This window comes from Mixta theicola (genome assembly GCF_002895925.1).
GTDB classification, from domain to species: domain Bacteria; phylum Pseudomonadota; class Gammaproteobacteria; order Enterobacterales; family Enterobacteriaceae; genus Mixta; species Mixta theicola.
Map to the genome: position 1 here is coordinate 365,898 of NZ_NWUO01000001.1, position 11,953 is coordinate 377,850.

Annotated in this window: 11 protein-coding genes; 9 read left to right on the plus strand and 2 right to left on the minus strand. The window is 55.9% G+C overall.

The window, feature by feature from the left end; genetic code table 11:
- Positions 1-134: 134 nt before the first annotated feature.
- The 7 genes from COO59_RS01710 (at position 135) to ltaE (ending at position 9,165) form a co-directional block, all read left to right on the plus strand.
- Positions 135-1,403 carry an ABC transporter substrate-binding protein gene (locus COO59_RS01710; RefSeq protein WP_103058098.1) on the plus strand — a complete coding sequence of 423 codons (1,269 nt, stop codon included), beginning with the start codon at positions 135-137 and terminating at the stop codon, positions 1,401-1,403.
- A gap of 89 nt (positions 1,404-1,492) precedes the next feature.
- Positions 1,493-2,497: a carbohydrate ABC transporter permease gene (locus COO59_RS01715; RefSeq protein WP_103058099.1), complete on the plus strand. Its 1,005-nt coding sequence runs from the start codon at positions 1,493-1,495 to the stop codon at positions 2,495-2,497.
- Entirely contained in the window at positions 2,497-3,342 is an 846-nt protein-coding gene (locus COO59_RS01720) for a carbohydrate ABC transporter permease (RefSeq protein ID WP_103058100.1), read from the plus strand. The genes COO59_RS01715 and COO59_RS01720 overlap by 1 nt, the downstream gene beginning before the upstream one ends.
- Before the next feature lie 93 nt (positions 3,343-3,435).
- Positions 3,436-4,551, plus strand: coding sequence for an ABC transporter ATP-binding protein (locus tag COO59_RS01725; protein WP_103058101.1), 1,116 nt, complete (start codon positions 3,436-3,438; stop codon positions 4,549-4,551).
- Positions 4,552-4,580: 29 nt separating this feature from the next.
- The gene (locus COO59_RS01730; RefSeq protein ID WP_103058102.1) at positions 4,581-6,236 is read left to right on the plus strand and encodes a glycoside hydrolase family 13 protein; all 1,656 of its coding nucleotides are present in this window, start codon (positions 4,581-4,583) and stop codon (positions 6,234-6,236) included.
- 147 nt (positions 6,237-6,383) lie between these two features.
- The gene (locus COO59_RS01735; RefSeq protein WP_103058103.1) at positions 6,384-8,054 is read left to right on the plus strand and encodes a glycoside hydrolase family 13 protein; all 1,671 of its coding nucleotides are present in this window, start codon (positions 6,384-6,386) and stop codon (positions 8,052-8,054) included.
- 109 nt (positions 8,055-8,163) lie between these two features.
- Positions 8,164-9,165 (plus strand): low-specificity L-threonine aldolase, encoded by a 1,002-nt coding sequence (gene ltaE / locus COO59_RS01740; protein WP_103058104.1) that lies wholly within the window; start codon positions 8,164-8,166, stop codon positions 9,163-9,165.
- Between the two features lie 25 nt (positions 9,166-9,190).
- On the opposite strand, the gene COO59_RS01745 is transcribed toward ltaE, so the two are convergent.
- Positions 9,191-10,012, minus strand: coding sequence for an N-acetylmuramoyl-L-alanine amidase (locus COO59_RS01745; RefSeq protein ID WP_103058105.1), 822 nt, complete (start codon positions 10,010-10,012; stop codon positions 9,191-9,193).
- Positions 10,009-10,329 (minus strand): heavy metal-binding domain-containing protein, encoded by a 321-nt coding sequence (locus COO59_RS01750; RefSeq protein ID WP_103058106.1) that lies wholly within the window; start codon positions 10,327-10,329, stop codon positions 10,009-10,011. The genes COO59_RS01745 and COO59_RS01750 overlap by 4 nt, the downstream gene beginning before the upstream one ends.
- Positions 10,330-10,437: 108 nt before the next feature.
- On the opposite strand from COO59_RS01750, the gene COO59_RS01755 reads away from it, so the two are divergent.
- Complete coding sequence (locus COO59_RS01755; protein ID WP_103058107.1) at positions 10,438-10,980, plus strand: lipoprotein; 543 nt, start codon at positions 10,438-10,440, stop codon at positions 10,978-10,980.
- Positions 10,981-11,223: 243 nt separating this feature from the next.
- Entirely contained in the window at positions 11,224-11,952 is a 729-nt protein-coding gene (gene artP / locus COO59_RS01760; protein ID WP_103058108.1) for an arginine ABC transporter ATP-binding protein ArtP, read from the plus strand.
- The last annotated feature ends 1 nt before the right edge of the window (position 11,953 follow it).

Genomic DNA, 11,953 nt, shown 5'->3' on the forward strand with positions numbered 1-11,953 from the left:
ATTTCTGTCATTTGTCACAATTCGTTAACGTCTTTTCTTACCGGAGCGGTTTATCCCAGGCACCGGCACGGTGCATTCGGCGCAGCCGAAAGCCTTTCCTGCATACTTTTCTGGACAGAACAGGACGAGGAAAAATGAAAAAACTGACATTGAGTATGATAGCGGCGGTGTTGACCAGCACTTTCACCATGGCGCATGCGGATACGCTGCGCATGGAGTGTCCTTCCACGCCGGGAGGAAAAGAATATTGTAAATATGTTAAAAACCGCTTTGAGGCGGCGCATCCAGGCAACACGCTGCAGTTTATCGACCTTCCTCCCGCATCCGATGAAAAGCTGGCGCTGCTTCAGCAGCTCTTTGCCTCTAACGATGAAAACGCCGTCGATCTGTTCCAGTCTGATACGGTATGGATTGGCCTGCTGGATAAGCACACGCTCGATCTAACCGATCATGTTGCTGATATTAAAAAAGATTTCTTCCCCGGCGCCTGGCAGAACGACATGGTGAACGGCCGGGTCAAAGCCGTTCCCTCCTACCTTGATGCCGGCGCCCTCTATTATCGCAAGGATCTGCTGGAGAAATACAACGAGAAACCGCCCGCTACCTGGGAAGATTTGACGCGGATCGCCACCCGCATTCAGAAAGCTGAGCGCGACGCCGGCCACAGTAATTTCTGGGGACTGATCTTTCAGGGCAAATCCTATGAAGGGCTGACCTGTAACGCGCTGGAGTGGATCGATTCTCACAACGGCGGCTCATTTATCGATAGCGACGGCAAGGTGACAATCAATAATCCCCAGGCGGCCAAAGCGCTGGATATGGCCGCCGCCTGGATCGGCAAAATAGCGCCGCCGGGCGTGCTGGGCTACAAAGAGGAAGAGTCGCGCGCCGTATTCCAGAATGGCGACGCGCTCTTTATGCGCAACTGGCCCTACGCCTATGTTTTAAGCCAGGGAGATGACAGTGCGCTTAAGGGCAAAGTCGGTGTGATGTCGCTGCCTAAAGGAGAAGGCGGAAAATCGGTAAGCGCGCTGGGCGGCTGGCAGTGGTCGATCAATGCGGCAACCAAACATCCTGAAACGGCGATTGCGCTGTTAAGAATGGTCAGCGATACCGAATCACAAAAAATGGCGCAAAAACTGTTGGGCTATTCGCCAACGCGCGTTGCGCTGTACGACGATAAGGAAGTGCTGGGAAGGGCGCCTTACCTGGCTGAATTTAAGCAAATCTTTGCTGATGCCGCTCCCCGTCCGGCCACCCAGACCAAAGGGCAATACGCCAGGGTTTCCAACGCCATTTATAACGCCACTTTTGATGTGCTGCGCGGCCGTACCGATGGCAAGAAAGCCGTTGCCGCATTACAGCAGCGGCTCAATCGCATCAAAGGTAAACAGTGGCATTAAGTTTCGCTTAACCGCCCGGCCTGCCCTCAAAGGGGGCAGGTCCCTGTCTGCAAAGTGTCACTGCTTCGTTAACCGCCTGGAGTTGTATAATGAAACGGTATACGCAAACGTTAATCCCTCCCAATGCCGCCGCCGCTGCCGCTCCCCAGGGAGCCGCGCCAGCCCGCAAGAAACTGCGTAAAAAGCTGAACCATCAAAAAAGGCGTAGCCTTATCGCCTGGTGGCTGGTCACGCCCGCATTAGCGCTGTTGGCGCTGGTGGCGGGCTGGCCGCTGTTGCGCACGCTGTTTTTTAGCTTTACCGATGCCAGACTGGATGCCCCGCAGGATTACAGCTTCGTCGGCCTGGATAATTACTTTTCTTCTACCGCCGACGGCAGCTATGGCGTGCTGGCCGATCCGCTCTGGTGGCATGCGGTAATGAATACCTTCTGGTTCAGCACGGTATCGGTATCGTGTGAGCTGGTGCTGGGAATGCTGCTGGCGCTGTTGATGAATCAGAAATTTCGTGGTCAGGCGCTGGTTCGCACCGCCGTTCTGGTCCCCTGGGCGATTCCCACCATTGTTACCGCGAAAATGTGGGGCTGGATGTTCCACGATCAGTACGGCGTGGTTAACGATCTGCTGAATAAGTTCGGCATTATTGATGCCCATCCGGCCTGGCTGGCGGAGCCATCGCTCTCGATGTGGGCGGTGGTCATTACCGACGTCTGGAAAACCACGCCGTTTATGGCGCTGATGCTGCTGGCCGCCCTGCAACTGATCCCAGGCGATCTGTATGAGGCCGCACGCGTGGACGGCGCCAACGCCTGGCAACGCTTCAGGCGCATCACGCTGCCATTAATTATGCCCGCCATGATTGTGGCGCTGATCTTCCGCATCATGGATGCGATGCGGGTTTTCGACCTGATTTACGTGCTGACCTCCAACAGCGAAGCAACGCAGTCGATGTCCAGCTATGCCCGCGATCAGATCATGAGCTATCAGGAGATGGGAACCGGCTCCGCCGCCTCGGTACTGGTATTTATGCTCGTGGCCGGAGTTGCCGCCTGCTTCCTCTATGTCTCCCGCCTGAACGATAAAGAGGAAAAATGATGAAACTGAGCCATCAACAACGCGTACTGGCCCATAAATCACTGATTTATTTCGGCTCCCTTATCGCCTGCGTCGTTTGTGTTTTTCCTTTTTATTATGCCATTCTGACCTCGTTGCGTTCGGGCCAGGAGCTGTTTCAGGCGCATTATCTGCCCAGCAGTTTTCACTGGGGCAACTATGTTACGGCGCTGCTGGATAACGGCATCGCCCGCAGCCTGCTGAACTCGGTGGCGGTAGCGACTATCACCGTGGGCCTCTGTCTGCTGGTGTCAATTACCGCCGCCTTCGCCCTGGCGCGCATCTCTTTTCGCGGGCGTAAATATCTGCTGTTCACTATTTTATGCGTCTCTATGTTTCCCCAGGTCGCAGTGCTGTCGGGTATGTTTGAACTGGTGCGTTTTCTCGGCCTGTATGACTCGCTGGGCGCTTTAGTCCTCTCTTACACCACCTTCTCCCTGCCCTTCACTATTTGGGTTTTGACCACCTTTATGAAATCAATCCCGGTAGAACTGGAAGAGGCCGCCATCGTTGACGGCGCCAGTACCTGGGTAATTATCAGCCGCGTGTTTGCTCCCATTATGGGGCCTTCACTGGTCACTACCGGCCTGCTGGCCTTTATCGGCGCCTGGAACGAATTTATGTTCGCGCTGACTTTTATCATCAGCAGCGACAAGCGCACCGTACCGGTTGCTATCGGGATGTTTCAGGGCGCCTCTCAGTATGAGCTTCCCTGGGGCAGCATTATGGCGGCGTCGGTGATAGTCACGCTGCCCATCATTGTAATGGTGCTTATCTTCCAGAAACGCATTGTCAGCGGCCTTACCAGCGGTGCGGTAAAAGGATAAGCGTTGAGCAACGGCGAAATCCCCCTTCAGACGGGCGCAGCCCGCAAGCGGACCACGCCCTGCACGGTGAACAAAGAAAACAGGAAGCGATCGATGGCACAGTTAACCCTGGAAAAATTGCAAAAGCGCTACGGCAAATCGGCCGAAGTGATTAAATCGCTGGATTTACACATCAACAGCGGAGAGTTCGTGGTCATTGTCGGGCCTTCCGGCTGCGGCAAATCGACGCTGCTACGCATGATCGCCGGTCTGGAAGAGATAAGCAGCGGCGGCATGTATATCAATAACGCTTACGTTAACGATGATACGCCCTCCGAACGCGGCATCGGCATGGTATTCCAGTCTTACGCGCTTTATCCGCATATGAGCGTTTACAAAAATATGGCCTTTGCGCTGGAGCTGGCGGGTTATTCGGCTAAAGAGATTGATAGCCGGGTACGCGAAAGCGCGCGGATTTTGCAGCTGGAACCTTTACTGGATCGACGCCCGAAAGATCTCTCCGGCGGTCAGCGCCAGCGGGTCGCCATTGGCCGGGCGATCGTACGTGAGCCCAAGCTGTTTTTGTTTGATGAGCCGCTCTCTAACCTTGATGCTTCGCTGCGGGTACAGATGCGCATGGAAATTGCCGCCCTGCATAAGCGGCTTGGCGCAACCATTGTGTATGTCACCCACGATCAGGTGGAAGCGATGACGCTGGCCGATCGTATCGTGGTGCTGAACAAAGGCCATATTGAGCAGGTAGGCACGCCGCTGGAGCTTTACGATCGTCCGGCCAATGAATTTGTCGCGCAGTTTATCGGCTCGCCGCGCATGAACCTCATCCCAGCCATCCTCAAGCGCAGCGGCGAACAACAGAGCGTGGTGATGCTCGATAACGGCAAAGAGCTGCTGCTGCCGGTGGCCACGCCGCCTGCGGCCGAAGGCGAAAGCGTTAACCTCGGCATCCGGCCTGAGCATATTCAGTGGGGCGATCCGCAGCAGTGCGAATATCTGGGCGAGGTCAGGTTTGTCGAGCATATGGGCAATGAAACCTACCTGTATCTGGATAACGGCAACGCCGGCGACCCCTGGGTGGTGCGCAACGCCGATCGTTCGACGATCGCGACCGGCGAAACGGTCGGCATCCGGCTGCCGGTCGAGTGCTGCTACCTGTTCGATCGCGAGGGCAAAGCATTTCGTCGCCTGCTCTCTTCTGAACACACCCATTAAACCTCTTTTTAACGCTAACGGAACTCAAAATGACTTCAGTAACCGAAAAGAAATGGTGGCATAACGCCGTGGTTTATCAGATCTACCCACGCAGCTTTATGGATACTAACGGCGACGGCGTTGGTGATTTAGCGGGCATTATCGAAAAACTGGATTATTTGCAGACGCTGGGAATCAACGTGATCTGGCTTTCCCCGGTGTTCCGCTCGCCGATGGATGATAACGGCTACGATATATCTGACTATCAGGACATTGCCGCTGAATTCGGTACGCTGGCCGAAATGGAACAGCTTATTGCCGAAGCGGCCCGGCGCGATATTCGCATCCTGATGGATCTGGTGGTCAACCATACCTCGGATGAACATCCGTGGTTTATCGAGGCCAGAAAATCGAAAGATAACCCGTACCGTGATTACTATGTCTGGCGTAGCCCGGCGGCTGACGGCGGTCCGCCAAACGATTATCGCTCCCATTTCGGCGGCAGCGGCTGGGAATATGATGAGGCCACGCAGGAGTATTATCTGCATCAGTTTACCCGTCGGCAGCCGGATCTGAACTGGGAAAACCCTAAGGTGCAGCAGGAGGTTCATCAGATGATGAACTGGTGGCTGGATAAGGGGATCGGGGGCTTCCGCATGGATGTTATCGACCTTATCGGTAAGGAAGTGGATAAACAGATTATGGCCAACGGAGCCAATCTGCATCCGCTACTGCAACAGATGAACCGCGCCACCTTTGGCCAACGCGATGTGTTGACGGTGGGCGAAACCTGGAGCGCGACGCCGGAAATCGCGCGGCTCTATTCGGACCCGGCACGCGAAGAGCTGTCGATGGTATTCCAGTTTGAACATATTATTCAGACCTGGGATGCGAAATTAGGGAAATGGCGCAGCAAACCGTTTGAGCTGCTGACGTTTAAGTCGGTTATCGATAAATGGCAAACCGGGCTGGCAGAGTGCGGCTGGAATTCGCTGTTCTGGAACAACCACGACCTGCCGCGCGCCGTCTCCAAATTCGGCGATCCCGATCGCTATCGCATCGAATCCGCCAAACTGCTGGCAACCGTGCTGCACGGGCTTAAGGGAACGCCCTATATCTATCAGGGCGAAGAGATCGGCATGACTAACGTGCGCTTCGACAACATCGAAGCCTATCGCGACGTTGAAAGCCACAACCGCTATCAGGAATTTCTCGCGAGCGGCGTCTCTCACGAGGAGATGATGGCCGGTATTTATGCTAACGGCCGGGATAACGCCCGTACGCCTGTGCAGTGGAACGACCAGCCAAATGCGGGCTTTACCCGTGGCGAACCGTGGATTGGCGTTAATGCCAACTATCATGAAATTAACGTAGCGGCCGCGCTGCACGATCCTGACTCTATTTTTTACCATTATCAACGGCTGATCCAGCTGCGCAAAGAACATGACATCCTGGTGTACGGCGATTATCAAATGCTGCTGGCCGATCATCCGCAGCTCTTTGCTTACCAGCGTACCCTGGGCGATCGCTGGCTGCTGGTGATAGGCAATTTCTCTGGCGACCCGCTGGAACTGGATCTGCCGGAGGGGCTGCAACATCTGTCAGGCGAGTGCCTGAGCGCCAACTATGCGCCACGCGATGGCTGGCAGGAGAAGCTGGCGATGCAACCCTGGGAAGCGTTTATGCTGATGCTGCGTCGGCCCTGAGATTGCCGCGCGGAATCATTACAGAAGCTGAACTCAACTTACGGGCTACGCCAGCGTGTCCGTAACTTTTATACCATTGAGATGCGTTACCGGATCGCCCTGTTACCCGCTATCCGGACCGTCATGCAGTCAGATAAGGAAGAGAATATGAGTAAAATCACCAACCGGCAGCGAAAAAACTGGTGGAAAGAGGCCGTGGCCTATCAAATTTACCCACGCAGCTTTATGGACAGCAATGGCGACGGCATCGGCGATCTGAATGGCATTACCGGCAAGCTGGATTATCTGCAGGCGTTAGGGATCGATGTTATCTGGATCTGCCCCATGTATAAATCGCCTAACGATGATAACGGCTACGATATTAGCGACTATCAGGCGATCATGGCTGAGTTCGGCACGATGGCCGACTTTGACCGCCTGTTACAGGAAGTCCATCTGCGCGGGATGCGCCTGATTATCGACCTGGTGGTGAATCACACCTCCGATGAACATCCGTGGTTTATTGAATCGCGCTCCGCCAAAGATAACCCTAAACGCGACTGGTATATCTGGCGCGACGGTAAAAACGGCGCTGAGCCTAACAACTGGGAAAGCATCTTTAAGGGTTCGGCATGGAAAAAGGATGAGGCGACCGGACAATATTTTTTGCATTTGTTCTCCGCCCGTCAGCCAGACCTGAACTGGGAAAACCCGCAAATGCGCGCCGCCATTTACGACATGATGCGCTGGTGGCTGGATAAAGGCATAGATGGCTTTCGCATTGACGCCATCTGCCATATGAAAAAAGAACCGACGCTGGCCGATATGCCTAATCCGCAGGGGCTGCGCTACGTTCCCTCCTTTGAGCGCCATCTTAACTATGATGGCCTGTTTGATTATGTCGATGAGATCTGTACTCAGGTATTCAGTCATTACGACATCATGACGGTCGGCGAAGTGAACGGCGCATCCGCAGAACAGGCCGAAGAATGGGTGGGAGAACATCGTGAGCGGCTGAATATGATTTTTCAGTTTGAGCACGTCAGGCTGTGGGAAACCACCAGCGTCGATAAGCTCGATCTCGGCGCGCTTAAAGCGATTTTTACCCGCTGGCAACACGCCCTGGAAAACCGTGGCTGGAACGCGCTGTATGTGGAAAACCATGATGTGCCGCGCGTTATCTCCAAATGGGGCGATACCGGACGCTACTGGCGCGAAAGCGCCACCGCCATTGCCGCAATGTACTTTCTGATGCAGGGCACGCCTTTTATCTATCAGGGGCAGGAAATCGGCATGACCAATACCCGCTTCGACAACCTTGACGATTTTGACGATGTTTCGGCGCGTAATTACGCCGTTCAGCTACGGCAGCAGGGAATGGAAGAGGCGGAGATCCTCTCTTTTCTGAGCAGCATCGGCCGGGACAATTCGCGCACGCCAATGCAGTGGGATGCCGGACAGCATGCCGGTTTCAGCAACGCGACGCCGTGGCTGAAAGTGAACCCTAACTATGAACGCATCAACGTAGCACGCCAGCAGCAGGAGCCAGATTCGGTACTGAACTTTTACCGCGCGCTTATCCGCCTGCGCAAAAGTGAACCGACATTGGTCTATGGCCGCTATCAGCTGCTGATGGCGGCGCATCCGCAAATCTATGCCTATACCCGCACGCTGGATGAGGATCGGCTGCTGGTAGTATGCAACCTGAGCGGCGAAGATGCGGAGTGTGACGCACAGGAGATGCCGTCGAACGGGCCGGCGCCGTTGCTGGCGAACTACCCTTCTGCTGCGGATCCTCTCCGCTTACGGCCCTGGGAGGCGCGGGTATACCGCTTTTAACGGGCGGCGCGGCCATCGGTCTGGCATAAAATGACCGGCTGCGGTAAAACATCCTTAAGCTATTATCACGGGCGGCGCTGCTGCCCGTTTTTTTTTGAGGAGCGTCTAAGTGATAGATCTACGCAGTGATACCGTCACCCGCCCGTCGCCGGCGATGCTGTCGGCAATAGTTTCTGCCCGTACGGGCGACGACGTTTACGGTGACGATCCTACCGTTAACGCGCTGGAGGCGGAAGCCGCACGGCTGAGCGGCAAACAGGCCGCGCTGTTTTTGCCTACCGGCACGCAGGCCAACCTGGTCGCCCTGCTGACCCATTGCCAGCGCGGCGAGGAATATATTGTTGGTCAGCTGGCGCATAACTATAAGTACGAAGCGGGCGGCGCGGCGGTGCTGGGCAGCATTCAGCCCCAGCCGATAGAGGCGGCGGAAGATGGCTCGCTGCCGCTGGATAAGGTCGCGGCGGTGATTAAGCCTGACGATATTCACTTTGCCCGCACACGCCTGTTAAGCCTGGAAAACACCATTGGCGGCAAAGTATTGCCCGTGGCGTATCTGGCTGACGCCTGGCGCTTTACGCGCGAACATCAGCTGGCGCTGCATATTGACGGCGCGCGCATTTTCAACGCCGCCGTAGCGCTTGAGCTGCCGCTGGGCTCCCTTACCCGTTATTGCGATACGCTGACAATCTGCCTGTCGAAGGGGTTAGGCACGCCGGTGGGTTCGCTGTTGTGCGGCGATGCGGAATATATTCAGCGCGCGCGGCGCTGGCGTAAAATGACCGGCGGCGGTATGCGCCAGGCGGGTATTCTGGCGGCGGCCGGGCTGTATGCGCTGGAGAATAATGTGATGCGCCTTAAAGAGGATCACGATAACGCCCGCTGGCTGGCGGAGCAGCTCGGCGAGCTGGATATTAACGTCAGTCAGCATACCAATATGGTTTTCGCCCGGCTGCCGCCGGAACAGGTCGCGCCGTTAAAGGCCTGGATGCAGGCGCGCAATATTCTGCTGTCGGTGGGGCCGGTCACGCGGCTGGTCACCCATCTGGACGTTGATCGCGCCGCCCTGCAGCAGGTGGTGAACCAATGGAAAGCGTTTCTCGCCGCCCAGTAGAGATTAATAACCGGCGCCGATCGCCTCAGCGCCCATACTTTTCCACCAGCGCCTGGGCAATAGCCCACGTTTCTGCATCAGCCCGCCCGGAATAGCTGGCGGGCCGAAAATGCATCTGAAAAGCTGCAATCAGCTTCTGCTGCTGCGCAGGCGTTACCGCCGCGTTAACCTCATAGCCATAGCGCGCCAGCAGACTGAGCAATGCCTCCTGCGCCACCGGCTGCAGGCGATCGCGCCCCTGCAATAGTTCTTCTACCCGCGCGGGCTCCGGCCAGGCGCCAATTCCCTGTACGGCAAGCTGCGCCCAGGGAAAACGCGCTCCCGGATCCTGCTTACGCTGCGGCGCAATATCGCTGTGCCCGACAATATTTTGCGGCTGAATATGGTAACGGCTGATTAAATCGCGCAGCAGCGGCAGCAGCGCGGCAATCTGTGCGGGCGCAAAGGGATAAAACTGCCGTCCCTGCGCCGTTGTGCGGTAGCCAGGATTTACCAGTTCAATCCCTACTGAGGTATCGTTGAGCCGCGTGGCGCCGCGCCAGTAGCTCGCTCCCGCGTGCCACGCCAGCTCCTTTTCCGGCACCAGCTGCCAGATAAGCGGCGTGCCGCGATGCTGCGGCGGCTGCGTGGGGATCAGATAATGCACGCTCACATCTTTATCAATAAGCGTTGCCAGCGAGGAAGAGAAATCTTCCGCGGTATAATGAATAACAATCGTCTTCACGCGGGGCCTGGCGCCCTGCGCCGCCAGCCGGGTATCAACGCTATAGCCCTGACGCTGCTCCAGCCCCGGCGTACAGCCTGCTAACAGCAACAGCAGCAGGCTCAGCCCTAAACGTGCGTTCATCGTATTTTAACTGCCGTGCCGCTCACGCTGACCATCAGCATACTGCTCTCCTTGCCCACGGTTTCATAGTCAATATCGATACCGACTACCGCATTTGCGCCCAGCGCTTTCGCCTGCTGCTCCAGCTCGGCAAACGCAATCTCACGCGCCTTACGCAGCTCTTTTTCATACGCGCCGGAACGGCCGCCGACAATGTCGCGGATCCCGGCAAAGAAATCGCGGAAAATATTCGCGCCGAGAATCGCCTCGCCGGTGACGACGCCGCAATATTCGGTAATCGTTTGTCCTTCCAGCGTTGGCGTAGTGGTTAATTTCATTCTCTTCTCCTTTTCTGATTCAGCGACAGTTTAGTCCGTGCGGCTAAAAAGCACGGCTATACTTTATGCTAAAACAAAGCGTTACCCGTTGACCATAAGGAAAATGAGATGAAAAACAAAGCGATTGCCGCCCTGCTGCCGGCTGTTCTGCTGCTGAGCGCCTGTACTACCGTGGAGCCTGCCTATAAAGATATCGGTACGCGCGTAGCCCCTTGTGTGGATGGCGGACCGGATACGGTAGCGCAAAAATTCTATGATTTACGCACCGCTCAGCCAACCCAGGGCCTACCGGACAGCCAGCTGCTGGCGCGCTACCGTCCTTACCTGAGTGAAAAGCTTTATCAAAGCCTGCTGAAAGCCAATGCGCAAAGCGATAAGCCTGCCGAATGGCGTCAGGGCGATCTCTTCTCCAGCCTGGCGCAGGGCCCCACCGGCGCGAAAGTGGCCGATGCGTCGAAAATTCCCAATACCGACGCGCGCAATATTCCGCTGCGCGTTGAGCTGACGCGCGAAGGCGATAAAAGCGTTAGCTGGCAGGATGAGGTATTAATGGTGCGCGAAGGCGTCTGCTGGACGGTAGACGACGTACGTTATGTGGCTAACTGGCAGCGTCCTGGCGGCGGTGCGTTGAGCCAGCTTCTGGAAAAATAACGCTCTCCGGCCAGGCGCTTATCAACCCTCGTTTAGCCATAGCGCCGCATGCGCGCGGCGCTATGGTTATCCGATAAGAATACCATCTTCCTTCTTATTCACCTCTGCTGCGCTACATGCCAGGTTCATATGCTACGCTTTAGCCATTCCGCTACTCATTAATAAATTTAAACGCGCAATGATTGCATAACTATTCTGTGGGCGTTAAGATTTGCGGCATCAATTGCTATTCATTTTTGGCGCATGAGTATTCAACTTAACGGTATAAATTGTTTTTATGGCGCCCAGCAGGCGCTGTTCGATATTCAGCTAACGTGCCCGGAAGGCGAAACGCTGGTGCTGTTGGGCCCCAGCGGTGCCGGTAAAAGCTCGCTCCTGCGCGTATTAAATCTGCTTGAAATGCCGCGTTCCGGTACGCTCAGCATCGCCGGTCATGATTTTGACTTCAGCAAAAAACCCGGCGATGACGCGATCCGCGAGCTGCGACAGAACGTGGGCATGGTATTTCAGCAATATAATCTCTGGCCGCACCTGACGGTTAAGCAGAACCTGATCGAAGCGCCCTGTCGCGTGCTGGGGCTGTCGAAAGAGCGCGCCCACCAACGCGCCGATAAGCTGCTGGAGCGTCTGCGTCTGACGCCGCACGCCGATCGTTTTCCGCTGCAGCTTTCCGGCGGTCAGCAACAGCGCGTAGCGATTGCCCGTGCGCTGATGATGGAGCCCGCGGTGCTGCTGTTCGATGAGCCTACCGCCGCGCTCGATCCGGAAATTACCGCGCAGATCGTCAGCATTATTCGTGAGCTGGCACAAACCAATATCACTCAGGTCATCGTTACCCATGAGGTTGAAGTCGCCCGTAAAACGGCCAGCCGCGTGGTGTATATGGAAAATGGCTATATTGTTGAACAGGGTGATGCCAGCCGATTTACACAGCCGCAAACCGACGCGTTTGCTAATTATCTCTCGCACTGAG

Coding starts and splice junctions, on each gene's coding strand:
- COO59_RS01710 (WP_103058098.1), top strand. CDS start 135: ATGAAAAAACTGACATTGAGTATGATAGCGGCGGTGTTGACCAGCACT.
- COO59_RS01715 (WP_103058099.1), top strand. CDS start 1,493: ATGAAACGGTATACGCAAACGTTAATCCCTCCCAATGCCGCCGCCGCT.
- COO59_RS01720 (WP_103058100.1), top strand. CDS start 2,497: ATGAAACTGAGCCATCAACAACGCGTACTGGCCCATAAATCACTGATT.
- COO59_RS01725 (WP_103058101.1), top strand. CDS start 3,436: ATGGCACAGTTAACCCTGGAAAAATTGCAAAAGCGCTACGGCAAATCG.
- COO59_RS01730 (WP_103058102.1), top strand. CDS start 4,581: ATGACTTCAGTAACCGAAAAGAAATGGTGGCATAACGCCGTGGTTTAT.
- COO59_RS01735 (WP_103058103.1), top strand. CDS start 6,384: ATGAGTAAAATCACCAACCGGCAGCGAAAAAACTGGTGGAAAGAGGCC.
- COO59_RS01745 (WP_103058105.1), bottom strand. CDS start 10,012: ATGAACGCACGTTTAGGGCTGAGCCTGCTGCTGTTGCTGTTAGCAGGC.
- COO59_RS01750 (WP_103058106.1), bottom strand. CDS start 10,329: ATGAAATTAACCACTACGCCAACGCTGGAAGGACAAACGATTACCGAA.
- COO59_RS01755 (WP_103058107.1), top strand. CDS start 10,438: ATGAAAAACAAAGCGATTGCCGCCCTGCTGCCGGCTGTTCTGCTGCTG.
- artP (WP_103058108.1), top strand. CDS start 11,224: ATGAGTATTCAACTTAACGGTATAAATTGTTTTTATGGCGCCCAGCAG.